The sequence below is a fragment of the Frankiales bacterium genome (genome assembly GCA_016125335.1).
Classification (GTDB): domain Bacteria; phylum Actinomycetota; class Actinomycetes; order S36-B12; family CAIYMF01; genus Longivirga.
The window spans coordinates 16,943-42,845 of sequence record WGLY01000039.1 but is presented as its reverse complement, the minus strand read 5'-3'; the positions used below and the strand labels follow the sequence as shown (position 1 = coordinate 42,845).

The 25,903-nt window shown below is 73.3% G+C and carries 24 protein-coding genes; 12 read left to right on the top strand and 12 right to left on the bottom strand.

Annotation, left to right across the window (positions count from 1 at the left end; all coding sequences use genetic code 11):
- The first annotated feature begins 175 nt into the window (after nt 1-175).
- From GC157_17965 to GC157_17945, 5 genes are read left to right on the top strand one after another with little or no spacing between them, the layout of a single operon-like run.
- The gene (locus tag GC157_17965) at nt 176-1,333 is read left to right on the top strand and encodes an acyl-CoA dehydrogenase (protein MBI1379343.1); all 1,158 of its coding nucleotides are present in this window, start codon (nt 176-178) and stop codon (nt 1,331-1,333) included.
- Complete coding sequence (locus GC157_17960) at nt 1,330-2,292, top strand: aldose 1-epimerase (protein MBI1379342.1); 963 nt, start codon at nt 1,330-1,332, stop codon at nt 2,290-2,292. The genes GC157_17965 and GC157_17960 overlap by 4 nt, the downstream gene beginning before the upstream one ends.
- A complete protein-coding gene (locus GC157_17955) occupies nt 2,289-3,479 on the top strand; it encodes a 5-(carboxyamino)imidazole ribonucleotide synthase (GenBank protein ID MBI1379341.1) in 1,191 nt (396 codons plus the stop codon). Before GC157_17960 ends, GC157_17955 begins: the two co-directional genes overlap by 4 nt.
- Nucleotides 3,472-3,999, top strand: a complete 528-nt coding sequence (gene purE, locus GC157_17950) for a 5-(carboxyamino)imidazole ribonucleotide mutase (GenBank protein MBI1379340.1) — start codon at nt 3,472-3,474, stop codon at nt 3,997-3,999. Before GC157_17955 ends, purE begins: the two co-directional genes overlap by 8 nt.
- Nucleotide 4,000: 1 nt before the next feature.
- The gene (locus GC157_17945; protein MBI1379339.1) at nt 4,001-5,944 is read left to right on the top strand and encodes a hypothetical protein; all 1,944 of its coding nucleotides are present in this window, start codon (nt 4,001-4,003) and stop codon (nt 5,942-5,944) included.
- An 18-nt stretch (nt 5,945-5,962) separates the two neighbouring features.
- Here GC157_17945 and GC157_17940 read toward each other — a convergent pair whose 3' ends face one another.
- Nucleotides 5,963-6,400, bottom strand: a complete 438-nt coding sequence (locus tag GC157_17940) for a CoA-binding protein (GenBank protein MBI1379338.1) — start codon at nt 6,398-6,400, stop codon at nt 5,963-5,965.
- Between the two features lie 9 nt (nt 6,401-6,409).
- A complete protein-coding gene (locus GC157_17935; protein ID MBI1379337.1) occupies nt 6,410-7,756 on the bottom strand; it encodes a nucleotide sugar dehydrogenase in 1,347 nt (448 codons plus the stop codon).
- A 185-nt stretch (nt 7,757-7,941) separates the two neighbouring features.
- Here GC157_17935 and GC157_17930 point away from each other — a divergent pair, with 185 nt between their 5' ends.
- Nucleotides 7,942-9,114 (top strand): acyl-CoA dehydrogenase, encoded by a 1,173-nt coding sequence (locus tag GC157_17930; GenBank protein ID MBI1379336.1) that lies wholly within the window; start codon nt 7,942-7,944, stop codon nt 9,112-9,114.
- A 22-nt stretch (nt 9,115-9,136) separates the two neighbouring features.
- On the opposite strand, the gene GC157_17925 is transcribed toward GC157_17930, so the two are convergent.
- The 7 genes from GC157_17925 to GC157_17895 form a co-directional block, all read right to left on the bottom strand.
- Nucleotides 9,137-9,823, bottom strand: coding sequence for a response regulator (locus GC157_17925; protein ID MBI1379335.1), 687 nt, complete (start codon nt 9,821-9,823; stop codon nt 9,137-9,139).
- Nucleotides 9,820-12,312: a DUF4118 domain-containing protein gene (locus GC157_17920; protein MBI1379334.1), complete on the bottom strand. Its 2,493-nt coding sequence runs from the start codon at nt 12,310-12,312 to the stop codon at nt 9,820-9,822. Before GC157_17920 ends, GC157_17925 begins: the two co-directional genes overlap by 4 nt.
- Before the next feature lie 47 nt (nt 12,313-12,359).
- Nucleotides 12,360-12,947, bottom strand: coding sequence for a potassium-transporting ATPase subunit KdpC (gene kdpC, locus GC157_17915; protein MBI1379333.1), 588 nt, complete (start codon nt 12,945-12,947; stop codon nt 12,360-12,362).
- Nucleotides 12,944-15,004: a potassium-transporting ATPase subunit KdpB gene (gene kdpB / locus GC157_17910; protein ID MBI1379332.1), complete on the bottom strand. Its 2,061-nt coding sequence runs from the start codon at nt 15,002-15,004 to the stop codon at nt 12,944-12,946. Before kdpB ends, kdpC begins: the two co-directional genes overlap by 4 nt.
- On the bottom strand, nt 15,001-16,662 hold the full coding sequence (gene kdpA, locus GC157_17905) for a potassium-transporting ATPase subunit KdpA (protein ID MBI1379331.1): 1,662 nt from the start codon (nt 16,660-16,662) through the stop codon (nt 15,001-15,003). Before kdpA ends, kdpB begins: the two co-directional genes overlap by 4 nt.
- Complete coding sequence (gene kdpF / locus GC157_17900) at nt 16,662-16,751, bottom strand: K(+)-transporting ATPase subunit F (GenBank protein ID MBI1379330.1); 90 nt, start codon at nt 16,749-16,751, stop codon at nt 16,662-16,664. Before kdpF ends, kdpA begins: the two co-directional genes overlap by 1 nt.
- Before the next feature lie 259 nt (nt 16,752-17,010).
- Nucleotides 17,011-17,895 carry a LysR family transcriptional regulator gene (locus tag GC157_17895; protein ID MBI1379329.1) on the bottom strand — a complete coding sequence of 295 codons (885 nt, stop codon included), beginning with the start codon at nt 17,893-17,895 and terminating at the stop codon, nt 17,011-17,013.
- Between the two features lie 153 nt (nt 17,896-18,048).
- Between GC157_17895 and GC157_17890 the strand changes: the two genes are divergently transcribed.
- Nucleotides 18,049-18,909 carry an EamA family transporter gene (locus GC157_17890; protein ID MBI1379328.1) on the top strand — a complete coding sequence of 287 codons (861 nt, stop codon included), beginning with the start codon at nt 18,049-18,051 and terminating at the stop codon, nt 18,907-18,909.
- Nucleotides 18,910-19,072: 163 nt separating this feature from the next.
- Nucleotides 19,073-19,426 (top strand): hypothetical protein, encoded by a 354-nt coding sequence (locus GC157_17885; protein ID MBI1379327.1) that lies wholly within the window; start codon nt 19,073-19,075, stop codon nt 19,424-19,426.
- Here GC157_17885 and GC157_17880 read toward each other — a convergent pair.
- A complete protein-coding gene (locus GC157_17880; GenBank protein ID MBI1379326.1) occupies nt 19,407-20,675 on the bottom strand; it encodes an EAL domain-containing protein in 1,269 nt (422 codons plus the stop codon). The two genes, GC157_17885 and GC157_17880, sit on opposite strands and share 20 nt — an antisense overlap.
- Before the next feature lie 81 nt (nt 20,676-20,756).
- On the opposite strand from GC157_17880, the gene GC157_17875 reads away from it, so the two are divergent.
- The 3 genes from GC157_17875 (at nt 20,757) to GC157_17865 (ending at nt 23,471) form a co-directional block, all read left to right on the top strand.
- Nucleotides 20,757-21,929 (top strand): aminotransferase class V-fold PLP-dependent enzyme, encoded by a 1,173-nt coding sequence (locus GC157_17875; protein MBI1379325.1) that lies wholly within the window; start codon nt 20,757-20,759, stop codon nt 21,927-21,929.
- Nucleotide 21,930: 1 nt separating this feature from the next.
- A complete protein-coding gene (locus GC157_17870) occupies nt 21,931-22,377 on the top strand; it encodes a pyridoxamine 5'-phosphate oxidase (protein MBI1379324.1) in 447 nt (148 codons plus the stop codon).
- An 83-nt stretch (nt 22,378-22,460) separates the two neighbouring features.
- The gene (locus GC157_17865; protein MBI1379323.1) at nt 22,461-23,471 is read left to right on the top strand and encodes an SDR family NAD(P)-dependent oxidoreductase; all 1,011 of its coding nucleotides are present in this window, start codon (nt 22,461-22,463) and stop codon (nt 23,469-23,471) included.
- Nucleotides 23,472-23,478: 7 nt separating this feature from the next.
- Here the strand turns inward: GC157_17865 and GC157_17860 are convergent, their stop codons facing one another.
- Nucleotides 23,479-23,787: a DUF4031 domain-containing protein gene (locus GC157_17860; GenBank protein ID MBI1379322.1), complete on the bottom strand. Its 309-nt coding sequence runs from the start codon at nt 23,785-23,787 to the stop codon at nt 23,479-23,481.
- Nucleotides 23,788-23,802: 15 nt separating this feature from the next.
- On the opposite strand from GC157_17860, the gene GC157_17855 reads away from it, so the two are divergent.
- A complete protein-coding gene (locus tag GC157_17855) occupies nt 23,803-24,324 on the top strand; it encodes an acyl-CoA thioesterase (GenBank protein MBI1379321.1) in 522 nt (173 codons plus the stop codon).
- Between the two features lie 7 nt (nt 24,325-24,331).
- On the opposite strand, the gene GC157_17850 is transcribed toward GC157_17855, so the two are convergent.
- Complete coding sequence (locus GC157_17850) at nt 24,332-25,762, bottom strand: LytR family transcriptional regulator (protein ID MBI1379320.1); 1,431 nt, start codon at nt 25,760-25,762, stop codon at nt 24,332-24,334.
- Nucleotides 25,763-25,903 lie beyond the last annotated feature (141 nt).

Below are 25,903 nucleotides of genomic sequence, written 5' to 3'. Positions count from 1 at the left end.
GCCGAGTCTACCTTCCGTCACCGGCCGATCCCGCGCCCGCAGCGGGCGCCGGCGGACGCCTCCACCCGGCCGTCCGGGGCGCCTGCGGGTAGCCTCGGCCCACCCGGGAACCGGGGTGGGGGAGCACGGTCCGCGCCGCACGACCTGCGGCGGGACCAACGGACAGGAGGACGACGTGGACCTGCGTCTGCCCGAGGAGCTCGAGGCGCTGCGGCGCACCGTCGAGGAGTTCGCGCACGACGTCGCGGCCCCGGTGGTGGGGGACCTCTACGCGCGCGGCGAGTTCCCGTACGAGCTGGTGGCCGCGATGGGGCGGATGGGCCTGTTCGGCCTGCCCGTGCCGGAGGAGTACGGCGGCATGGGCGGCGACTACGTCGCGCTGTGCGTCGCGATCGAGGAGCTGGCCCGGGTCGACTCCTCCCTGGCCATCACCCTCGAGGCGGCGGTGTCGCTCGGCACGATGCCGCTGCTGCGCTTCGGCACCGAGGCCCAGAAGCGGGAGTGGCTGCCCCGGCTCGCGACGGGCGAGGCCCTCGGCGCCTTCGGCCTCACCGAGCCCGGCGGGGGCACCGACGCCGGGGCCACGCGCACCACGGCGGTGCTCGACGGCGACGAGTGGGTGGTCAACGGCAGCAAGGCCTTCATCACGAACTCGGGCACCCGCATCACGGGGTTCGTGACCGTCACGGCCGTGACGGGCACGACCGGCGACGGGCGCAAGGAGATCAGCACGATCCTGGTGCCCAGCGGCACCCCGGGATTCACTGTGGCGCCGTCGTACCGCAAGGTGGGCTGGGACTCCTCGGACACCCACGAGCTGGCGTTCGACGACGTGCGGGTGCCCGCGGAGAACCTCGTGGGCGAGCGCGGCCGCGGCTACGCGCAGTTCCTGTCGATCCTCGACGAGGGCCGCATCGCGATCGCGGCGCTGGCGACCGGGCTGGCCCAGGGCTGCGTCGACGAGTCGGTCCGCTACGCCGCCCAGCGCGAGGCGTTCGGCCGGCCGATCGCGGCCTACCAGGCCGTGCAGTTCCTCGTGGCCGACATGGAGGTGCGCGCGCACACGGCCCGCCTCGCCTGGCGCGACGCCGCCGCCCGCATGCTGGCCGGCGACCCGTTCAAGCGGCAGGCGGCGATCGCCAAGCTGCACGCCTCCGAGGCGGCGATGGACAACGCGCGCTGGGCCACCCAGGTGCACGGCGGCTACGGCTTCATGATCGAATCGCCGGTGGGCCGGTTCTACCGGGACGCGAAGGTCCTCGAGATCGGCGAGGGCACGTCGGAGGTGCAGCGCATGCTGATCGCCCGCGATCTGGGGCTCGAGACCTCGTGACCGGCTACGCGGTGCGCCGCGGGCCCGACCCCGAGGTCGGCTCGCTCGAGCGGGTCACCCTGGCCTCGCCCGAGGGTCTCGAGGTCGCCTTCGTGCCGGGCGCCGGCATGGTGGGCACCTCGATGGCCCTCGACGGCGTCGAGCTGCTGGCGCGCCGCGGAGGACTGCCCGCCTACCTCGCCACCGGCTCCACGTACGGCATCCCCCTGCTGGCACCGTGGGCCAACCGGGTCGCGCAGCCGCGCCAGGAGGCGGCCGGCGTCGTCTGGGAGGTCGTCCCCGGTGCCGTCGGCGTGCACCTCGACGAGTGGGGCCAGCCGATCCACGGCCTCATGCCGGGCCTGTCGTGGGACGTCGAGGACGTCGTCGCCAGCGGCGACGCCGCCGTGCTCGTCGCGTCGCTGGACTTCGACGGGCGGCTCGACCGCTTCGCCTCGTTCCCCTTCGAGCACCGCCTGCGGGTGGAGGCGGCGGTGCGCGGCCGGGTGCTGCGCGTGACGACCTCGCTGACCGCGACCGGCTCCACCGCCGTGCCGGTGGCGTTCGGGTGGCACCCGTGGCTGGACTTCCCCGGCGTGCCGCGCGCCGAGTGGGACCTCGACCTGCCCTTCACCCGTCGCGCCGTCCTCGGCCCGACGTCGATCCCCACGGGGGAGGTGCGCGACGACCCGGTGCCCGTGGGCCCGCTCGGCGGTCTCGCCCTCGACGACGTGTACGTCGACCTGGCGGACGGGACCACCGGCACCGTGCGCGGCGGCGAGCACGCGGTGGCCTTCCGCTACGTCGAGGGCTACCCCGTGGGAGTGGCGTTCGCGCCGCTGGACCAGGACGTCGTGTGCGTCGAGCCGATGACCGCCCCCACCGATCCCTTCGCCGGCCGCTTCCCGCTGCGCACCGCGGCCCCCGGCGAGACGGTGACGGCGGTGTTCGAGATGACGGCGATTAGGCTGCGCGGGTGAGCCAGAGCCCCGAGGTCCCGGCGGCGCACGTCGCACCGGGGTTCCCCGTGGTGGGCGTCATCGGGGGTGGGCAGCTCGCGCGGATGATGCAGCAGCCGGCCATCGCCCTCGGGGTGGGGCTGCGGGTGCTGGCCACCTCGCTGGAGGAGAGCGCAGCCCAGGCCGTGCGCGACGTCCGCATCGGCCGCCACGACGACCTCGACGACCTGCGCGCGTTCGCGGCCGGGTGCGACGTGGTGACCTTCGACCACGAGCACGTGCCGCCCCTCCTGCTCAAGACGCTCGAGGACGAGGGCGTCGCGGTGCGACCCGGAGGGCGCGCGCTCGTGCACGCGCAGGACAAGATCATCATGCGCGAGGCGCTCACCGCGGCGGGCGTCCCGTGCCCGCTGTGGGCCGCGATCGACGAGGTGGGCCAGCTCGAGGCGTTCGGCGCGCAGGCCGGCTGGCCGCTCGTGCTCAAGACCTCGCGCGGGGGCTACGACGGCCGCGGCGTGTGGGTGGTGGGCTCCTTCGACGAGGCGGCGGCCCTCCTCGCGTCCACCACGCTGGCGCCCGGCGCCCGCTGGCTGGCGGAGGAGCGGGTCGACTTCGTGCAAGAGCTCTCGGCCCAGGTGGCCCGCAGCCCGCACGGGCAGGCCGTCGCCTACCCCGTCGTCCGCACCGTGCAGACCGACGGGATCTGCACCGAGGTGGTGGCGCCGGCGCCGGGCCTCACCGACGACGAGGTCGTCGCCGCGCAGCACGCCGCCCTCACCGTGGCCGGCGCGCTCGACGTCGTCGGCATGCTGGCCGTGGAGATGTTCGAGACGCGCGACGGGCGCGTGCTGGTGAACGAGCTCGCCATGCGGCCGCACAACTCGGGCCACTGGTCGATCGACGGCGCGGTGACCTCGCAGTTCGAGAACCACTTGCGCGCCGTGCTCGACCTGCCACTGGGCGACCCGTCCGCGATCGCACCGCACGCCGTGATGGTCAACGTCCTCGGCACGGACAAGGGCGACCTCTACCACGCCTACCTGCACTGCATGGCCCGCGATCCCGGGCTCAAGGTCCACATGTACGGCAAGGCCGTGCGTCCAGGGCGCAAGCTGGGCCACGTCACCGTCGTCGGGGACGACCTCGACGAGCTGCTCTCCCGCGCGCACCACGCGGCGGACTACCTCTCCGGAGTCATCGATGAGTGAGAGCCCCCTCGTCGGGATCGTCATGGGCTCGGACTCGGACTGGCCCACCATGTGCGAGGCCGCCAACGTGCTCGCGGAGTTCGGTGTGCCCTACGAGGTCGGGGTCGTCTCGGCGCACCGCATGCCCGAGGAGATGGTCCGCTACGGCCGCACCGCCGCCGAGCGCGGCCTGCGGGTCGTCGTCGCCGGCGCGGGGGGCGCCGCGCACCTGCCCGGGATGCTCGCGTCACTGACCCCGCTGCCGGTGATCGGCGTGCCGGTGCCGCTCGGCGTGCTCGACGGCATGGACTCGCTGCTCTCGATCGTGCAGATGCCGGCCGGGGTGCCCGTGGCCACGGTGGCGATCGGCAACGCGCGCAACGCCGGGCTGCTCGCGGTGCGGGTGCTCGCGGCGGCCGACGACGAGCGCGGCGCGGGACTGCGCGCACGCATGGCCGAGTTCCAGGAGTCGTTGCGCGCCACGGCCACGGCGAAGGGCGAGGCGCTGCGCGAGTCGCTCGGGGGCGCGCGCGAGGCATGAGGTGACCACGGTCTGCATCCTGGCCTGGCTGCTCGTCGCGCTCGTCCCCGGGGCCGCGCTGCTGCTCGCGGCCCGGCCCACGGCGAGCCCGGCGGTGGTGCTCGCGGCGTCGCCGCTCGTGTCGCTGGGGCTGGTCCACTCGTGGGCGCTCGTGCTCGACGCCGTCGGCGCGCCCGTCGAGGTCGCGACTGTCGTGCCGGTGGTGGTGCTCGTGCCCCTCGCGGTGGCGGCGGTCGTGCTGCGCCGCCGCGGCGCGCTGCTCGCGGGCCGGATGCGGCTCGGGCGGCCGGAGGCGTGGATCGTGCTCGGCGTCTGCGTCGTCGCGGTGGTCGTGTGGTGGGACGTCACGCACGGGCTGTCGCTGGTGCCGCCCAACGAGGACGGCACCCACCACGGCCTCTACGCCACCCGCATCCTCGAGCTGCGCACCGTGGACCCGAGCCGGGTGGTCGTGGGCGACGTCCTCACCGACGACCCCTCCGTCGCCTACTACCCGCTGGCCCTGCACACCGCGGCCGCGCTCGTGAGCTCGATGAGCGGGGCACCGGTCGCGGTGTCGCTCGACGTGGCCCTGGTGGTGGGCGCGGCGGTCCTGCTGCCCGTCGGCATGGCCCTGCTCGCCCGCCGGCTCTTCCCGGCCTGGAGGTGGGCGGCTCCCGCCGCGGCGGCGCTGTCGATCGCGTTCCCGGCGTTCCCCTACTACCCGTCCTACTGGGGCGGCCTGCCGCTGGTGATCGGCATGGCCCTGGCGGCGCCGCTGCTGGTGCTGCTGCTCGACGTCCTCGACGACGCGCGGCCGCTGCTCGTGGTGGCCGCGTCCGGGGTCGTGACCGGGGCGGCCTTCGTCGGGCTGTTCGGCCTGCACAGCAGCGAGGTGGTGACCGCGCTCGCGTTCGCCGCCGTGCTGCTGGCCACCGATCTCGCGCGGCGCCGCTCCTGGCCCATGGCGCGGGTGCTCCTCGTGCACGGCGGGGTCGCGGCGGTGGTGCTCGCCGCCTACCTGGCCCCGCAGCTGGCCGTCCTCGACAGCACGACCCAGCTGCGCGCGGACGTGGCGCAGATGCCGCAGGTGCCGCTGCTGGCGCAGATCGGCAACGCCGTCACGGTGTTCTTCGGGGTCTCGCCGACGATCAACGGCGACCAGCAGGCGTTCCTCGGCCACCCGTCGGCCCTCAGCGACGCCGTCGCGAACGCCGGGCTCCTGGTGCTGCTCGCGCTGCTCGTCGTCGGCGTGGTGGTCACCGTGCGGGCCCGCGTGCGGCCCGAGTGGACGCTGTGCGGGCTCGGCGTCGTGGTGCTCACGGTCTGGTCCGGCATCCACGCGCCGGGGGGCGAGGCGCTGACCGTGCCGTGGTACTCCCGCTGGGACCGGGTGGTGCTCAACGAGATCTGGTTCGTCGCCACCTTCGCGGCCGTGGGCGCGGCGGTCGTCGGGGCGTGGCTGGTCCGACGGCGCACCGCGGTGGCCGCGGCGGGCGTGACCATGGCGCTGGCAGTGCTGCCGGCACTGCCGCAGCTCCAGCGCTCGCACGCGACCGCCACGTTCGGCTTCGACAGCTCCAGTCTGGCGGACCCGCGCGCGCGGGCCGCGTTCGAGTACCTCCGCGAGCACGTGCGGCCCGGGGAGCGCGTGCTCAACGAGCTGACCGACGGCTCGGGGTGGATGTACGCGCTGGACGGCGTGACCCCCGTGTTCGCCTCGGCGGAGCAGGCGATGTCGGGGTGGGGCGAGCGGCACTACCTGCGCGAGCACGCCGCGCACGTCGACGACGACGCCCGGGCCAAGACAGCCGCCGACCAGTGGGACGTGCAGTGGCTCTACCTCGGGCCCAGCCTCATGCCGTTCCGCCTGCCGCTGCTGGACCGGCAGGCGATCCTCGCCTCGCCCGCGTGGCGCGTGGTGTTCGACGACGGCGGCGCGCTGGTGCTGCGCCGCGTGGGCTGACGCCCCGTCCGCTCCCGGTCAGGCGGCCGGGTGGCGGCGCCACTCGATGGCCGGGCAGCGGTCCATGACGACCTCGAGGCCGGCGTCGCGGGCGCGGCGGGCCGCCTGCTCGTCGATCACGTCGAGCTGCGTCCAGACCGCCTTGGCCCCGACGGCGATCGCGTCGTCGATCACCGCGCCGACGCGGGCGGAGTTCACGAAGCAGTCCACGACGTCGACCGGACCGACCTCGAACACCGCGTCCGCGAGGGTGGCGTAGCCGCGCTCGCCGTGCACGGTGCGCGCCGTGGGGTGCACGGGCACGATCCGCTTGCCGTGCGCCTGGAGCACGCGGGCCACGCCGTAGGCCGGGCGGATGGTGCTGTCGGAGAGCCCCACGACGGCCCACACCGAGTGCTCGCGCAGGATCCGCGCGACTCGCTCGTCGTCGCCGTAGAGGTCGGGGTCGCGCGGCACGTGTGCAGGCTACGTCGCCGGCACGACCCGCGCCGCACGGCGCTCCACCAGCGGCCTCCCCAGGGCGCGCACGTCCCAGCCGGCTGCGAGGTAGGCGTCGACGTCGAGGGTGTTGCGGGTCTCCAGCAGGCGGCGACCGCGCACCGCGGCACCGAGCTCGGCGGGGTCGAGGTCGCGGTAGACGTGCCACTCGGTGGCGTGCACCACGAGGTCGGCCTGGTCGCACGCCTCCAGCACGTCGTCGACGTAGGCCGGGCCGGGCCGGTGGCGCCGCGCGTTGGCCAGCGCCTTGGGGTCGGTCACGCGCACGTCGGCGCCGAGCTCGTGCAGGGCCGCGGCGACGTCGAGCGCGGGGGAGTCGCGGATGTCGTCGCTGTCGGGCTTGAACGCCGCCCCGAGCACCGTGACCCGGCGACCGGCGACGTCGCCGCCGAGCATCGTCGTGGCGATCTCGACGGCACGACGGCGGCGGCGGATGTTGATGTCGTCGACGTCGCGCAGGAAGGCCAGCGCCTGGTCGACGCCGAGCTCCTCGGCGCGCGCCATGAAGCCGCGCAGGTCCTTCGGGAGGCACCCGCCGCCGAACCCGAGGCCGGCGTTGAGGAAGCGCCGTCCGATGCGGGCGTCGTGACCGATCGCGTCGGCCAGGGCAGCGACGTCGGCGCCGGTCGCCTCGCACAACTCGGCCATCGCGTTGATGAACGAGATCTTCGTGGCCAGGAAGGCGTTGGCGGCGTTCTTCACCAGCTGGGCCGTGGCGAGGTCGACCACGACGTAGGGCATGCCGTGGTCGAGGACGGGTGCGTAGAGCGCGGCGATCTCCGCGGCGTCGCGGTCGTCGTCGACGCCGACCACCACGCGGTCCGGCGCGAGCGTGTCCTTGACCGCGAACCCCTCGCGGAGGAACTCCGGGTTCCACGCCAGCCGCACCGCGTCGCCGGCCGGCGCCAGGGCGTGGAGCCGGTCGCGGATGTCCTCGGCCACCCCGACGGGGACGGTCGACTTGCCGATCACCAGGCAGGGGCGGGTGAGCAGCGGACCGAGCCCCTCGACGGCAGAGTCGACGTAGCGCATGTCGGCCGCGGTCGAGTCGGCCTTCTGGGGCGTGCCCACGCAGATGAAGTGGACGTCGCCGTGCTCGGCGGCCTCGTCGTAGGAGGTCGTGAACCGCAGCCGGCCGGTCGCGAGCGCCTCGGCCAGGAGGTCGTCGAGGCCGGGCTCGAAGAACGGCGCGGTGCCGCCGGAGAGCTGCTCGACCTTCTCGGCGTCGACGTCGAACCCGACGACGTCGTGGCCGATCCGTGCCATCGCCGAGGCGTGCACCGCTCCGAGGTAGCCGCACCCGACGACGGTGATCCTGCGGGGCGCGAAAGCCGGGCGGTCGTCGGTCACGGCCAGACTCTAGGGGGTCGCGCGGGCCGGTGCCGCTCCGGCGTCGCCGGGGCGGACGATCCCCCGCGGGCGACGGGGAGGGGCCGCGCGTAGCCTCGAAGCGCACGCACGGGCCGCCGCCGCGGCCGCGACGGAAGGGACGACTCGCGATGGGCACGCACGGGGACCCGACGTTCGACCTCTATCGGCTCTCGCCCGAGCACGACCTGCTCCGCGAGAGCGTGCGGGCGCTGGCCGAGGACAAGATCGCCCCGCGCGCGGCGGAGATCGACGAGACCGGCGAGTTCCCCCACGACGTGCTCGACGCCCTCGTGGCGAACGACCTGCACGCCATCCACGTGCCGGAGCAGTACGGCGGGGCCGGTGCGGACGCGCTGGCGGTGTGCATCGTCATCGAGGAGATCGCACGGGCGTGCGCGTCGAGCTCGCTCATCCCCTCGGTGAACAAGCTCGGCTCGATGCCGCTCATCCTGGGCGGCTCGGACGAGGTCAAGGACCGCTACCTGCCCCCGCTCGCCCGCGGCGAGGCGATGTTCTCCTACGCGCTGTCCGAGCCCGAGGCGGGCAGCGACGCCGGGGGCATGCGCACGCGGGCCGTGCGCGACGGCGACGACTGGGTCCTCGACGGCGCCAAGCGATGGATCACCAACGCCGGAGTCTCGGACTACTACACCGTGATGGCGGTGACCGACCCCGACAAGCGCACCCGCGGCGGCATCACGGCGTTCGTGGTCGAGAAGAGCGACGAGGGGTTCACCTTCGGCGCCCCGGAGCACAAGCTCGGCATCAAGGGCTCGCCCACCCGCGAGCTGTACTTCGACGGCGTGCGCATCCCCGACTCGCGACGCGTGGGCGAGGTGGGCGAGGGCTTCGCGCTGGCCATGCGCACGCTGGACCACACGCGCATCACGATCGGCGCCCAGGCCATCGGGATCGCGCAGGGCGCCCTCGACTTCGCCGCCGCCTACGCCAAGGAGCGCCGGCAGTTCGGCAAGGCGATCGCGGAGTTCCAGGGCCTCCAGTTCATGCTCGCCGACATGGCGATCAAGCTCGAGGCGGCCCGGCAGCTGGTCTACGCGGCCGCGGCCCGCAGCGAGCGCGACGACGACGACCTCACGTTCTTCGGGGCCGCCGCCAAGTGCTACGCGTCCGACGTGGCGATGGAGATCACCACGGACGCCGTGCAGGTGCTCGGCGGCTACGGCTACGTCAAGGACTACCCGGTCGAGCGGATGATGCGCGACGCGAAGATCACCCAGATCTACGAGGGCACCAACCAGATCCAGCGCGTCGTGGTCGCTCGCCAGCTGCTCGGTCGCTGACCGGTCTGCCCGCGCCGACCGGTCAGCTCGGCTCCAGCCGGTAGCCGAGCCCAGGTTCGGTGATGATGTGCCGTGGGTGTGACGGGTCCACCTCGAGCTTGCGACGCAGCTGGGCGACGTAGACGCGCAGGTAGTGGGTCTCCTTCTCGTAACCAGGACCCCAGACCTCGGTGAGCAGCTGCTGCTGGGGCACGAGGCGCCCGAGATGCCGCACGAGGACTTCGAGCAGGTGGTACTCCGTGGGGGTCAGCCGGACGGGCTGCCCATCGCGGGTCACCCGGCCGGCGGCCAGGTCGACGGTGAAGGCCCCCACGTCGACGGAGTTGGTCGTGGTGTCGGAACCGGAGAGAGCGCCCCGGCGGACGGCCGCCCGAACGCGGGCGAGAAGCTCGCTCATGTCGAAGGGCTTGGTGACGTAGTCGTCCGCTCCCCGATCGAGCGCCTCCACCTTCTCGTCGCCGGTGGTGCGGGCCGACAGCACGAGCACGGGGACCGGGCTCCAGCCGCGTATGCCTTCGAGCACCTCGAGCCCGTCGATGTCAGGCAGACCCAGATCGAGGACGACGACGTCCGGGCGGAACGTGGCGACGAGGTCGAGGGCGGACCGACCGTCGGCGGCCGTGGCGACCTCCAGGCCCCGTGCTCGGAGGTTGATCGACAGAGCGCGGGCCAGCGCCGCCTCGTCGTCGACGACCAGTACGCGTGTCATGACGCCACCTCGGCCAGCGGGATCGACACGACCATGGTGAGTCCACCACCCGGGGTGTCCTCGACGTCGACGGTGGCGCCGACGGCGTCGGCGAGACCGGTCGCGACGGCCAGGCCGAGTCCGACTCCGGTGCCGGCCGGGCTGTCTCCCAGGCGTTGGAACGCCTGGAACATCCGCTGCCGATCCGCGAGCGCCACGCCGGGCCCCCGGTCGAGCACGAGCAGGCGGAGCCGACCGTCGGACACGTGCGCATCGAGACGCACCGGGAGGCCGGAGGGAGAGTGGCGCACCGCGTTCTCGACGATGTTGGCCACCACCCGCTCGAGCAGGCCCGCGTCCGTGAGGACGAGCGGGAGGTCCTCGAGGGTCGCGTCCTCGACGGCACCCGGCGGCACCGCCTGCAGCGCTCGGTGCAGCACCTCGTCCAGGGAGACGGGAGCCATCACAGGTCTGACGGCCCCTGTCTGGAGGCGGGAGAGGTCGAGCAGGTTGGCCACGAGCGCGTCGAGCCGGTCCGTCGCCTCGGCAGTGCTGTCGAGCAGCTCGTCGCGGTCGGCCGTCTCGAGGTGGAGCGAGTGGTCACGGAGGGTCGCGATGCTGGCCTTGATGCCGGCGATCGGTGTGCGCAGGTCGTGCGAGACGGCAGCGAGCAGTGCTGTTCGGACCGCGTCCGCCTGCTCGAGGCGGAGGGCGTCAGCGGCGCGGGCGGCGAGGCGGTCACGGTCCAGGACGGCCGCCGCTTGCACGGCGAAGGCGTCGAGCATGCGGCGGTCCGACGCCGGCAGGGCCGCTCCGGAGAGCGCGAGCACCAGGCCGGGACCGGCGTCCACCACGACCGCAGCGCCGTCCGGGCTGCGCGGCGGTGACGCCCCGGACACCTCGACGATGTGCGCCGGTCCGCCGGCCGCCGGAACCTCGAACAGCGCCGCGCCAGGGGCGCTGAACGTCTCGCAGGCCTGGTCCAGGAGGGCCCTCACGCCGTCCCGCCGACGAAGGACACCTGCCGACAGCGATGCGAGCACGGCTGCTTCCGCGCCACGGTGTGCCGCCTCTCTCGCACGCGTGGCGCTGCGGTCGACGACGGTGGCGACGGCCGCGCCGACGGCGACGAACACGGCGAGAGCGAAGGCGTTCTCCGGGGCCGCGATGGTCCAGTAGCCCACGGGAGGCGTGAAGAAGTAGTTGGCGAGCAGGCTCGCGACGACGGCGGTGAGGACAGCCGGGGCGAGCCCTCCCACGAGCGACGACGCGACCACCCCGAGGAGATAGGCGAGGACGACGGTGGTGAGGGCCAGCCTCTCGGCGAAGGGGCGCAGCCCCAGCGTGAGCACCAGAGGGATGGCCACGGCGAGGACCCACGGGAGCCAGCGGGCGGGCAGAGCGGGGCCATGAACGCGGAAGCGGCGGCTGCCTGCGTGCTCATGGGTGACGACATGGACGTCGATCTCTCCCGACGAGCGCACGATGGAGTCGGCGGTGCTGGGCGAGAACGCCATGGCGATCCGGCTCTTGCGGGACGCTCCCACGACGACCTGGGAGGCATTGACGGATCTGGCGAACTCGAGCACGGAGAGTGCGACGTCGTCGCCGACCACCGTGTGGAAGCTGCCACCCAGGTCTTCGGCGAGCCGGCGGAGGCGAGCCACCTTCTCGGCGGGGGCGGTGGCTGTCCCGTCGCTACGCAGCACGTGCACGGCGACGAGTGTGCGGCCGGCCGTCCGGCCGGCGATGAGGGCGCCACGGCGCAGCAGGGTTGCGCTCTCCGGTCCGCCGGTCACCGCGACCACGATCCGTTGCCGAGCGGCCCACGTGGCATCGATGCCCTGCTCGGCCCGGTAGCGTTCGAGGCCCTCGTCGACGCGGTCGGCCACCCACAACAGAGCGAGCTCCCTCAGCGCCGTGAGATTGCCGACACGGAAGTAGTTGGACAGCGCCGCATCGACCTTCTCCGGCCTGTAGACGTTGCCGTGGGCGAGCCGGCGCCGCAGCGACTCCGGGCTCATGTCGACCAGTTCGATCTGGTCGGCGGACCGCACCACCGCGTCCGGCACGGTCTCCCGCTGGCGGACGCCCGTGATGGCCTCGACCACGTCGTTGAGCGACTCGAGGTGCTGGATGTTGACGGTGGAGATGACGTCGATGCCCGCGTCGAGCAGGACCTGGACGTCCTCCCACCGCTTCTCGTGGCGACTCCCCGGAACGTTGGCGTGAGCGAGCTCGTCGACCAGGGCGATGGCAGGTCGGCGGGCGACGACCGCGTCAAGGTCCATCTCCTCGAACGCGGTACCGCGGTACTGCAGCATGCGTCGGGGCACCACCTCGAGATCTCCGATTGCCGCCTCGGTGTGGGGGCGTCCGTGCGTCTCGACGAATGCGGCGACGACGTCGGCGCCGCGCAGCTTGCGGCGGTGACCTTCGCCGAGCATCGCGAAGGTCTTGCCGACGCCTGGGGCGGCGCCGAGGTAGATGCGGAGGCGTCCGCGTGTCACGCCTCCAGTGTGGCGGTCGGGCACGTGCCCCGCCTCGGACCGCGTGCTCACCCGAGCGAGTCCAGCGCGAGGTTGAGCACGACGACGTTGACGCCGGGTTCACCCATGAAACCCAGCGACGGTTGGTCGGTGCTGCGCTCGACGAGGGCGCGTACCTCGGCCTGGCTGATGCCGCGCACCCGGGCAACCCGCGGGATCTGCAGCTCGGCGTATGCCGGGCTGATGTGCGGGTCGAGGCCGCTGCCGCTGGCGGTGACGGCGTCGGCCGGGACCTGGTCGGGTGATACGCCCTCCCGCGCAGCGACCTGGGCACGGCGCTGTGCGATCGCGTCGACGAGGTCAGGGTTGTCGGCAGCCAGGTTGGATCCGCCCGACGACAGCCCGTCGTATCCGTCGCCGGCGGCGGACGGACGGGGGAGGAACCACTGGTCGCCCTGGAAGCGCTGTCCGATCAGCCGCGACCCCACGACAGTGCCGTCCGGCCGTGTGAGGAGGCTGCCGTCGGCCTTGTCCGCCACGAGGCGCCCGATCACGGTGATCAGGGTCGGGTATACGACGCCCACGATGAGGGTCGTCACGAGGAGCAGGCGCACCCCCACCCAGGCCTGGCGCAGTGTCGCGGTCACCGCTGTCACCCCAGCCCCGGCAGCGCGGACACGATCAGGTCGATGAGCTTGATCCCGACGAAGGGGACGACGAGGCCGCCAAGCCCGTAGATCCAGAGGTTGCGCCGCAGCAGCTGCGCCGCGCTCGACGGCCGGTACCGGACACCGCGCAGGGCGAGCGGGATCAGGGCGACGATCACCAGTGCGTTGAACACGACGGCGGAGAGGATCGCCGACTCAGGGCTGGACAGCCGCATGATGTTGAGCGCTGCGAGACCGGGGTACGCGACGGCGAACATAGCCGGGATGATGGCGAAGTACTTGGCGATGTCGTTGGCGATGGAGAACGTCGTGAGCGCCCCTCGGGTGATGAGCAGCTGCTTGCCGATCTCGACGATGTCGATCAGCTTCGTCGGGTTGCTGTCGAGGTCGACCATGTTGCCCGCCTCCTTGGCCGCAGATGTGCCGGTGTTCATGGCGACGCCCACGTCTGCCTGAGCCAGTGCCGGGGCGTCGTTGGTGCCGTCACCGGTCATGGCCACCAGCCGTCCGCCCTCCTGCTCCCTGCGTATGAGGGCGAGCTTGTCCTCGGGTGTCGCCTCGGCGAGGAAGTCGTCCACCCCCGCCTCCTCCGCGATGGCACGAGCGGTCATGGGGTTGTCCCCCGTGATCATCACGGTCCTGATTCCCATGCGGCGCAGTTCGTCGAAGCGATCCCGCATGCCCGATTTCACGATGTCCTTGAGGTGCACGACACCGAGGATCCGGTCGTCGACGCAGACGACGAGCGGCGTGCCGCCCGAGCCCGCGATCGCGTCCACCGTGGCAGACACGGCGTCAGGGACGGTCCCACCCAGCGCGCGGACGTGGGCGAACACCGCACCCGCAGCGCCCTTGCGGATCGCGCGTCCGTCCAGGTCGACGCCGCTCATCCGGGTCTGCGCAGTGAACGGGACCCAGGTCGCGTGCCCCAGCTCGCCCTCGTCGCGCGCCCGCAGCTCATAGCGGTTCTTGCACAGCACCACGATCGAGCGGCCCTCCGGTGTCTCGTCCGCGAGGCTCGACAGCTGGGCCGCGTCGGCGACCTCCTCCTCCGGCACCCCGGGCGCCGCCAGGAGCTCGGTCGCCTGTCGGTTGCCGAGGGTGATGGTCCCGGTCTTGTCGAGCAGGAGGGTGGCGACATCACCGGCCGCCTCGACGGCGCGCCCGGACATGGCCAGGACGTTGCGCTGCACGAGCCGGTCCATCCCGGCGATCCCGATCGCGGACAGAAGGGCGCCGATCGTCGTCGGGATCAGGCAGACGAGCAGGGCGACCAGGACGACGACGCTCTGCGGGGCACCGGAGTAGACCGCCAGAGGCTGCAGCGTGAGGATCACGAGAAGGAACACGATCGTGAGCGAGGCCAGCAGGATGTTGAGGGCCAGCTCATTGGGCGTCTTCTGCCTGTTGGCCCCCTCGACGAGGGCGATCATGCGGTCGATGAACGTGGATCCCGGTGGGGCGGTGATCTGCACGACGATCCGGTCCGAGAGGACCTTGGTGCCACCTGTCACGGCGCTGCGGTCACCTCCGCTCTCGCGGATGACAGGGGCGGACTCGCCCGTGATGGCGGACTCGTCGACGCTCGCGACGCCGTCCACGACGTCGCCGTCGCCCGGTATCACGTCGCCGGCCTCGCACACGACACGGTCGCCCAGTCTCAGCTCGGTGGCAGCCACGGGCTCCTCCGCACCTGACGGGAGGAGGCGACGCGCGACGGTGTCCCGACGAGTCGCCCGCAGCGTTGCCGCTTGTGCCCGACCGCGCCCCTCCGCCACTGCCTCCGCCAGGTTCGCGAACACGACGGTGAGCCAGAGCCAGATCGTGATCGACCAGGCGAAGACGCTGGGCTGGACCCCGGCGAACCAGGTGGTCAGGACCGCACCGACCAGCACGACGAAGGTGACAGGAGTGCGCCACATGTGGCGCGGGTCGAGCTTGCGCAGCGCGGCGGGCAGCGCCGTCACCATGGAACGGAAGTCGAACGCGCCAGCTCCTACCGCTCGCGCCGAGGCGCGCTCCGGCGCGAGCACCGGTGTGGTCATGACAGTCCTTCCGCGAGCGGCCCGAGGGCAAGGACAGGGACGAATGTCAGCGCGGCGACGATGACGATGACGCCGGCGAGCAGCCCGCCGAAGAGGGGCGTGTGGGTCTGAAGCGTTCCGGCAGTGGCCGGTGTCACCGGCCGCGCCGACAGCGATCCGGCCAGGGCCAGGACGAAGCAGATCGGCAGGAAGCGGCCGAGCGCCATCGCGACGGCCAAGGCCGCGTTGTAGAAGTCCGTGTTCGCCGACAGCCCAGCGAACGCGGACCCGTTGTTGTTCGACGCCGACGCGAACGCGTAGAGGACCTCGGACAGGCCGTGCGCGCCGGGGTTGAGGATCGACGACCTGCCGGTCTCCGTGGCCATCGCGGCACCGACGCCGAGGAGGACGAGGGCAGGCGTCGTGAGGATGTACAGCGAGACGAGCTTCATCTCTCGCGCCTGGATCTTCTTGCCCAGGTACTCGGGCGTCCGGCCGACCATGAGGCCGGCGACGAAGACCGTCACGATCGCCGCCATGAGCATGCCGTACAGGCCGGATCCGACGCCGCCGGGGGCGACCTCGCCGAGCAGGATGTTCACGATCGCCGCTCCACCGCCGTACGCGGTGAAGCTCGAGTGCATGGAGTCCACGGCGCCGGTCGACGTAGCCGTCGTCGCCGACGCCCACAGTGCGGAGATCGGGACGCCGAAGCGGACCTCCTTGCCCTCCGTCGCTGCCCCGGCGAGCTGCAGCGCAGCGCCCTGTTGCTCCAGCTCCGCCCATACGGCGATCGCGGTCATGGCGGTGAACAGGGCCGCCATGACCCCGAGGATGGCGCGGCCCTGCCGCATGTCGCCCACGAGCGTCCCGAAGGTCCGAGTGAGACTGAAGGGGATGACCAGGAGCAGGAAGATCTCGAACAGGTTCGTGAACCCGGTCGGGTTCTCGAACGGATGAGCGGAGTTCGCGTTGAAGATGCCGCCGCCGTTGGTCCCGAGCTCCTTAATGGCCTCCTGGCTAGCGACGGGGCCGCCGGGAAGCACCTGAGTTCCGCCGCTCAGCGTGGTGACGACGGTGTCACCTGACAGGTTCTGGATGACGCCGCTCACGAGGAGCACGACCGCGGCCAGGGTCGCGAGCGGGAGGAGGATGCGCATCAGGATCCGGGTCAGGTCGACCCAGAAGTTGCCCACGCGATCCGTCCGCGTGCGTGTGAACCCGCGCACCATCGCTGCTGCGACGGCGATCCCGACCGCGGCCGAGACGAAGTTCTGCACCGCGAGCCCAGCAGCCTGCGCCGTGTAGCCAAGCGCCTGCTCGCCCGAGTATGACTGCCAGTTGGTGTTGGTGACGAAGCTCACGGCCGTGTTCAGTGATTGCAGTGCGGGCATGCCCTCCCGGCCGAGCGAGTACGGCAGCCACGTCTGAAGGCGCAGTATCCCGTACAGGACCACGATGGAGACCAGCGAGAGAGCGAGCACCGACCGCAGATACACCGGCCACCGCTGGTCGGCGTCCGGTGCGACTCCGCCGATTCGGTACACGACCTGCTCGATACGTGTGTGGTGTCGCGATGCCAGCACGCGCGCCATGTAGTCACCCAGTGGCCGCCAGGCCCCCGCGAGCGCCACGACGAGCGCGACCACCTGCAACGCGGCAGTCAGCGACGTCGGCATCAGAAGTCCTCAGCGCGCAGGAGCGCCACCACGAGGTACACCAGGAGCGCCGTACCGATCAGAAGGGAGACCAGGTCCTCCCAGCTCACAGCTTCTCCAGCTTCGCGCTGACGACGAGCAGGACGAGCCCGACTGCTGCGAGGACGCCTGCGGCGATGAGATCGTTCATCGGTCACTCCGTCTGTCGGCCCGGTTCCGGGCACCTGCGACCGATCTCACCGGTGTCCACGGGTCCGCGCGAGCGTCGCTTACGGTCTGTTGACGCGGGCCTGGTGATCTCATACGTGTCCTTGACGGCCAGGCGCCCGGAAGGGGTGGGCGCCGCCCGGACCTGTCGCCCGGTGGTCGTCAGCGAGCGGTCCGTGGCTGCCCCGGCGCGGGCTCGGCGTAGGCCGCCAGGACGAGGTCGACGAGGTCGCCCACGTCGTGCGGCGGGTCGTCGCGGCGCCACGCGATGCTGACCGGCACCGGCGGGGCGTCGCGCACCGGGCGGAAGACCACGCCCGGCCGCGGGTGCTGGTGCACCGTCGCCTCGCTCGTGATCCCCACGGCGAGGCCGGCCTCGATCACGGTCAGCCACTCGTCGATCCCGCTGGTCTCGCGCACCTCGGCGGGCGTGCCGCCCGCGCGCCACAGCTCCGGGCCGGTGGAGCCGGTGAGCGCGTCGAGGGCCACCGGGCGCCCGGCGACGTCGTCGAGGCGCACCGTGCGGCGCCGGGCGAGCGCGTCGGACGCCGGCAGCGCCGCCCACCGCGGCTCGACGCCCACGAGCATGCTGGTCAGCCTCGGGTCGTCGACCGGGCGACGCAGCACGGCCACGTCGGTCAGCCGCTCGGCCAGCCCGGCCGTGCGGGTGTGGGCCAGCACGAGCAGCAGGGTGGTGCCGGGGTGCTCCTGCGACCACCGGCGCAGCACGTCGGTGGTGCGGCGTCCGAGCGCGGCCCACGCGTACCCGAACCGCAGCTCGTCCACGCCGCTGGCGGCCAGCCGGCGCAGCGACTCGACGTCGTCGAGCACCCGGCGCGCGTGCTCGACCACCCGGACCCCTACGACGGTGGGGGACACCTCTCGGGTGGTGCGGTGCAGCACCCGGGTGCCCAGCGCCCGCTCGAGCGAGGCGACGGTGCGCGACACCGAGGCCTGGGAGACGCCGAGCGCCGCGGCGGCGTCGGTGAAGGTGCCCTCGTCGACGACGGCGAGCAGGGCGCGCAGCTGCCGCAGCTCGATATCCATGCGTCCAGCGTATGACAGATGCATGTTCTGCATTTCCCGCATGAGTGGGCCGGGGCGCATCATCGGCCGGTGAGCACGGCCGACGGCACCGTCGCGCCGCCGGCGTCCCCCGGGCCGACGGCGCGACGGTCCGTGCTGGGCTCCGTGGGGATCATGCTCACCAGCTCGACGAGCAGCCAGGTGGGCGCGGCGATGGGCGCCCACGCGTTCCCGACGATCGGCCCCGCCGGCGTGGTGGCGGTGCGCCAGTTCGTGGCGGCGGCCGTGCTCGTCCCGGCCGCGCGGCCCCCGCTGCGCCGGATGACATGGCCGCAGTGGTGGCCCGTGCTGCTGCTCGCCCTGGTGTTCGCCACCATGAACCTCTCGCTCTATGTCGCGATCGACCGGCTCGGGCTCGGCCTCGCCATCACCCTGGAGTTCCTGGGGCCGCTCTCGGTGGCGCTGCTCGGCTCGCGCGGGCGGCGCGACCTGCTGCTCGCGCTCGCGGCCGCGGTCGGCGTCTACGTGCTCGTGCTGCCGAGCCCCTCGAGCGACTGGGTCGGCGTCGGCCTGGCGCTGGTGGCCGGGGTGTGCTGGGCGGCCTACATCCTGCTCCAGCGCGTCGTCGGCGGACGCCTCCCGGGCCTCCAGGCACCGGCCGCCGCGACGTCGGTCAGCGCGCTGGTCTACCTCCCGCTGTTCGTGAGCCTGGTGGTCTCCGGCCGCATGACCGCCGCCGCCCTGGGCTACTCGGTCGCGGCCGGGGTCGGCTCGTCGCTCATCCCGTACGTCGCCGACATCACCGCGCTGCGCCGCGTGCCGCCGCGGCTGTTCGGCGTCTTCATGAGCGTCAACCCGGTGCTCGCGGCGCTGGCCGGCTGGGTGATGCTGGGCCAGGTGCTGGCGCTGCACGAATGGGCCGGGATCCTCCTGGTCGTCACCACGAACGCCGTCGCCGTCCTGCTCGCGCACGCCGAGCCCTCGGCAGACGCGCTGGCGGACGAGCCCGCCTTCGACGCCGCGGTCCAGACCTGACGACCGCGCCCGGGATGCGGTTCCGGCGTGGCGGGCGGGCACCGCGCGGTGACGGATCGGGCACGATGAGGGCTCGACCGAGGCCAGGTGTCGAATCCGGCCCGCGCCGTTCGTGCAGAGGGTGGGGCGGGCGCCGGGCCCGCCGAGCCGGGAGAGGTGGCCGATGGCCGAGTACCTGATCTTCTTCAACCAGCAGTGGGTGGGCGACCACCCGGAGGAGTGGTTCGCCGAGCGCGGCCCCCTGGCCCGTGCCGTGCTCGAGGAGATGAAGACCGCCGGCGTCTACGTGTTCGCCGGTGGCCTGGAGGAGGAGGTCGAGTCGGCGTTCAGCGCCGACGCGACGAGCGGGTCCGTGCTGGTGACGGACGGGCCCTACATCGAGACCAAGGAGTGGCTCGGCGGGCTGACCGTGGTGGACGTGCCGGACCGGGCCGCCGCCGAGCACTGGGCCGGCAAGGTCGCGGTCGCCTGCGGCTGGCCGCAGGAGGTGCGGCGCTTCAAGTCCGGGCCGTCCTGACGCTGGCCGGCGGCGCGGGCGACGTGGCGTCTGCCGGGGCAGGGGTGCCGTAGGCCGTCGGGGCCAGGTCCGCGGACGGGCCCGGCCGGCCGAACCACCAGCCCTGGCCGAGGTCGACGTCGAGCCCGCGCAGCCAGGCGGCGTCGTCCTCGGTCTCGATGCCCTCGGCGACCACGCGCGCGCCCGCCCCGCGGGCGAAGACCACCAGCGAGCGCACGAGCGTCGAGAGCACCTCGTCGCGGCTGACGCCGTCGACGATGGAGCGGTCGAGCTTGATGACGTCCGGGTGGGTGAGCACGATGTGCCGCAGCGAGGAGAACCCGGCGCCGACGTCGTCGATCCCCAGGCGCATGCCCATGCGCCGCAACGGTTCCAGCGCCGCGCCGAGCTCGTCGTAGTCGTCCACGGGGTCGTGCTCGGAGAGCTCGAGCAGCACGCGGTCGAGCGGGAGCCCGCGCAGCAGCTCCTGCGCCTCCGCGGTCAGCAGCGTGGCCGGCGAGACGTTCATGGCGACGTACCCGCCCACCTCGTCGAGCGCCTCGGCGGCGCGGGTCAGCGCCAGCAGCTCGAGCCGGTCGCCGAGGCCGACGCTGTGCGCCTCGGCGAAGCACACGTCCGGGGGCAGGCCCCATTCGGCGGGGAACCGGCTCAGCGCCTCGGCGCCCGCCCGGACACCGGTGGCGAGCTCCACGATGGGCTGGAACACCACGACCGGGCCGCCCTGGACCTCCATGAGTGGCAGCAGGCGCTGCTCGATCTCCTCGCGGCGCTCGCGGTCGCGGATGCCCGGCTCGAGCACGAGCGCCGCCGCCTTGGCCAGCACCTCCATGAGCGCCTGGTCGCGCTTGGACAGGCCCTTGTCGCTGGTGAGGCCGGCGGCGCAGAAGGTGCCGTAGAGGGTGCCGTCCGAGAGCGTCACGGGCACCGAGACGTAACTGCGGATCCGGGGGATCCGCGCGGAGGGCAGGCTCATGGCGACGGGGTTGCGGGCGACCTCCGGGATCACCGGCGGGAGCCGGCCGTCGAGGATCGCCTGGCAGAACGTGGTCTCGCGGCGCTGGGTGACGCCCTGCTTGAAGAACAGCGACGCCGGGCCGGAGGACTCGACGACCTCGAGGTACTGGGTGTCCTCGTCGAGCCGGCTGAGGAACGCGACGCTGAGGTGCAGCGACTCCTTCGCCGTCCGCAGCAGGTCGGAGATCTGCCGCTCCGCCGCGGGGTCGACGGATCCTGGCGTGCGGCGGCCCATACCCCCTCATCGGCCAGGACCGCCCCCGCCTGAACCGGTCCGGGTGGGGTCGTCCGGGGGCGGGGCTGGCAGGATCCGCGCATGACCGCTGACGTCCGCTCCCGATTCCCCGGCCTGTCCGACGGCTGGGTCCGCTTCGACGGTCCCGCGGGGACCCTCCCGGTGGACTCCTGCGTGGACGCGATCGCCGACTACATGCGCTCGCCGGCGCCGGCCAACCTCGGCGGGCTGTTCGCCGCGAGCATCGAGAGCGGGGCCGTGGTCGACCGCGCGCGGGCCGCCACCGCCCGGCTGGTGGGCGCCGAGCCCGAGGAGATCGTGTTCGGCCCCAGCACGACGAACCTCATGTTCTCCTTCACCCGCGCGCTCGCCCGCCAGTGGCAGCCCGGCGACCGGATCGTGTGCACGCAGCTCGACCACGACTCCAACGTGACGCCGTGGGTGCTCGCGGCGCGCGACGCCGGCGCCACCGTGGAGATGCTCGAGGTGGACCCGGTCGACGGCACGCTCGACGTCGAGCCGCTCAAGGGCCTGTGCGCGGACGGCCGCACCCGCTGGGTGGCGATCTGCGGTGCGTCCAACCTCACCGGGCACGCGCCGGACCTCGAGCGCGCCGTCGCCCTCGCCCGTGAGCACGGCGCGCGCATCCACGTCGACGGCGTCGCCCGCGTGCCGCACCTGCCCACCGACGCCGCGGCCCTCGACGTCGACTCGCTGTCGACCTCGCCCTACAAGTGGTACGGGCCGCACGCCGGCGCGCTGGCCGTGCGGCACGGGATCCTCGCCGAGGTGGAGCCCTACCGCGTACGCCCGGCCGACTACGTCGGCCCGTTCCGGTGGGAGACCGGCACCACCCAGATCGAGGTGCTCGCGGGGGTCGCCGCGGCCGCCGAGTTCATGCTCTCGACGCCGATCGCGGAGGAGTCCGAGCGCGAGACGCGGCTGCTGGCGCAGCTGCAGGAGGGCCTGCACGACATCTCGGGCGTCACGGTGCACGGGCCCTCGGTCACTCCCGACCGCGCCCCCACCGTGGTGTTCACCGTCGCCGGGTTCACGCCCGAGCAGGTCGACGCCCACCTCGCGCAGCGGCGCATCGCCGTGTGGCACGGCGACAACTACGCCTGCGAGCTGGTCGACGCCCTCGGGCTGCGTGCCGGCGGCGGCGTCGTGCGCGCGGGCATCGTGCGCTACACCACCGCCGACGACGTCGACGCCCTCCTCGCCGCGGTCGCCGAGCTCAGCGCGGGCCGCTGACATGGCCGGCCTCGGCTGGGACGAGGTCGCGGCGCGCTTCGCGGCAGCGGCGAACTGGTGGGTCGCCACGTCCGGCCCGGCCGGGCCGCACGCCGTGCCGGTGTGGGGCGTCGTGGTCGACGACGTCCTGCACTTCTACGGCGACCCGAACGCGGTGCGGTCGCAGAACCTCGCGGCCGACCCGCGCGTGGCGCTGCACCTCGAGAGCGGGTCCGACGTCCTCCTCGTGCACGGCGAGGCCGTCGCGCTCGGCCCGGCAGGTGGGGTGGACGCCGTCAACGCCGCGTACGCCGCGAAGTACGCGGCGCCCGACGACGCGCAGTACCTGCCGGACGCGCCGCTCAACGACGCGTCGCTCCTGTACGGCGTGCGGCCGGAGCGCGCCCTGGCGTGGTCGCTCGGCGGCGAGGACTCGATGCGGATGCGCCGCTGGGCGCCGGGCGGCTGAGCACCTCGGCGGTCGCCGTGGCGGGCAGGGGCGTGCGCCGTTACGGTCGTCGGGTCCGCGACGGCCAGACCACGGAGGACGACGTGCAGGGAACCTCAGGGCGCACACCCGCACCGGGGACGACGCCGCAGCAGCCGGTAGGCTCCGGCTTCGGCCACGGCAGCACGGCCCGCGACGTCCTCTCGGGCGTGGACCTCTCCGGTCGCACGGCGGTGGTCACGGGCGGCTACTCCGGCCTCGGGCTGGAGACCACCCGGGCCCTCGCGGGCGCGGGTGCGCACGTGGTCGTCCCGGCGCGCCGGCGATCCACGGCCGAGGAGGCGCTGGCCGACGTGGACGGCAGCGTCGAGGTGCACGAGCTCGACCTCGGCAGCCTCGACAGCGTCCGCGCGTTCGCGTCGGGGGTCGTGGGGTCCGGGCGGGCGGTCGACCTCCTGGTCAACAACGCCGGCATCATGGCCTGCCCCGAGACCCGCGTGGGCGACGGCTGGGAGGCGCAGCTGGCCACCAACCATCTCGGCCACTTCGTCCTCACGTGCGGGCTGTGGCCGGCGCTGGTCGCCTCCGGCGGTGCCCGGGTGGTGTCGCTGTCGTCCACGGGGCACAAGCTCTCCGACATCCGCTGGGACGACCCCATGTGGCACGCGGAGCCCTACGACAAGTGGCGCGCCTACGGCCAGTCGAAGACGGCGAACAGCCTGTTCGCCGTGCACCTCGACGCCCTCGGCGCGGCCGAGTCGGTGCGCGCGTTCGCGGTGCACCCCGGCGGCATCATGACGCCGCTGCAGCGCCACATGGCCCGCGAGGAGATGGTCGCCCTGGGGTGGATGGACGAGCAGGGCAACGTGCGCGAGGGCTTCAAGACCCCCGAGCAGGGCGCCGCCACGTCGGTGTGGGCGGCCACCTCCCCGGCGCTCGAGAGCCGTGGCGGGGTCTACTGCGAGGACTGCGACGTCGCCGAGCCCACCGATCCTGCCTCGCCGCTCGCGCGCTACCGCGGCGTCGACGCGCACGCCGTCGACCGCGACTCCGCCGCCCGGCTCTGGGACCTGTCCGTGGCCCTCACCGGCACCGACCTCCCGCCGGTGGGCTGAGGCCGGTTCAGGCGACCGGGCGGCCCTTGGGCCGGCGCAGGCCGGCCGCGCGCAGCCGCGTGACGAGCTCCTTGCTCGGCACCAGCGCCGCCCCGGCCGCGATGGCCTCGGGGTGCAGCGCCTCGGGGATGTCGTAGTGGTCGCGGTCGAACCCGCGGCGCGGCACCCCGAGGCGGGCGGCGAAGTCGTGCAGCTCGTCGTAGGACTCGTCGCTGACCATGTGCCCCCACCACCGCTCGCGGTGCCACCACTGCGGCGGGTCGATGAGGATCACCGACGCAGGGTACGACGAGGCCCGTGGCCGGGGGACGCGCATGGCTAGGCTCCGCGCATGAGCGAGCAGCCCCCGTTCGCGCCCACGCCGACCTCCTTCAGCCGGGTCACCCTCGCGCGGATCATGGAGGACGTCGACGCCAACCTGCACGGCAACGTGCACGGCGGGGTCGTGATGAAGGCCGTCGACGACGCCGCAGGGGCCGTCGCCGCACGGCACACGCGGGGCAAGGCCGTCACGGCCTCCATGGACGAGATGGTGTTCCTCGAGCCGGTGCGGGTGGGCGACATCCTCACGTGCAAGGCGCAGGTGAACTGGACGGGCGCGACGTCGATGGAGATCGGCGTCCGCGTCACCACGCAGCGCTGGGACGACGCCGAGGTCGAGGGCCGCCACGTGGCGTCGGCCTACCTCGTGTTCGTGGCCATCGGCGACGACGAGCGGCCCCGCCCGGTGGTGCAGGTGGTGCCGGAGACCGACCTGGACCGGCACCGGTTCGCCGAGGCCCAGATCCGGCGCGAGTCGCGGCTGGCGCGTCGCGACGCGATCCTCGCGCGCCGGGCGGCCGGCGGGGACTGACCCGGCGTCAGGACTTGCAGATGTCGTCGGCAGCCGTGCGGGGCGCGGGCGACGAGGACGACGGCGACGGCGCCTTGGCGACCGTCACCTTCTGGACCCCGGCGTAGGACGTCCCGACGGTCACGCGGATCGTGCGACCGAGGCCGGCCACCGGCGTGAGCGTGGAGCCGGGGATGGCGGCCGCGACCGTCTTGGCGGACTGGTCCCACCGCGGGTCGTAGCTGACGACCGTGGCGGACCCGACGGGCGACGTCGCGTTCTGCGCCGGGCCGGCGATCGAGAACTTCAGGCCGGCGAGGTCGTTCGCCGCCCGGGCACCGAGCCCCGTCGTGCTCGTGCCGTTGAGGACGGCGACCGAGATCGCGCTGGGCGCCACCGTCACCGTGGTGGCCGACGCCGACGCGCTCGGGGCCGGCGCGACGATCGGCTGGTCGTTCTTGAGCGCGGTGAACAGCGCCGCGGCCTTCTTCTTGTCCCACGTGAGCACGTCGCCGATGCCGGGGATCTTCTCGGGCGCGCCGAGCGGCACCGTCTCGAACGCGACGTTGGAGGGGCTGGTGCCCTTGAGGCGGTCGGCGAGGTCGAGCATCTGGTCCTTGCCGAGCCCGGAGTCCGTCGTGATGCTGTGCGCCACCGCGGTGAGGAACGAGTCGAGCCGCACGGGGTTGAGCAGGGTCCCGGCGCTGGTCGCCTTCTTCACGATGGACGCGATGAACTTCTGCTGGCGCTTCATGCGCCCGAGGTCGGACGTGGGGTCGACGTAGCGGGCGCGCACGTAGGCGAGGGCCTGCGCGCCCTGGATCGTCTGGCGGCCGGCGGGCAGGTCGAGCCCGGAGTTCTTGTCCTTCAGCGCCGTCGGCAGGCACACCTCGACGCCGCCCACCGCGTCGACCATGCGCAGGAAGCCGCTGAAGCTGATCTCGACGTAGTGGTCGATCTTCAGCCCGGTCATCGACTCGACCGTCGCGACCATGCCGGTCGGGCCGCCCTCGGCGAAGGCGGCGTTGAGCTTGGCCTGGTGGGCCTGGTGCTTCTTGCCCTGCGCGTCGGTGTAGGCGGGCAGGTCGGCGAGCGTGTCGCGGGGCAGCGAGATGACCGACACCGAGCCGGCGTCGGCCCCGATGTGGACGAGCATCATCGTGTCGGTGCGGGGGGCGCCGTAGTTGTCGTGGCCGAGGTGCAGCTTCGCCGCCTGCGACCGGGTGATGCCGTCACGGCTGTCGCTGGCGACCAGCAGGATGTTCATCGGGTCGCTGTGCCCGACCTCGCCGCCGAGGCCGGGGATCTGGATCCGGGTGACGCCGGCGTCGAACTGCGCGACCCCGGCCCAGGCGACCCCGCTCGTGAGCAGCACGAGGGTGGAGGCGACCGCCGCCACGGCGCGCAGCCCGCGTCGCGGCGCGGGCGCGAGGCCGGGTCGCGTCGTCGGCGAGGTCACGGGAGGTCCTCCGGCGTTCGGGGGGTCGGGGCCGGGCCGTGCCGGGGGGACCGACAGGGCTCGTCCACGGTACGACGCAGCGCGGGCGGCCCCGGTGCCGCAACGCCGGGTGAGGTGGGTCACGCGTCCGGTGGCCGGGGC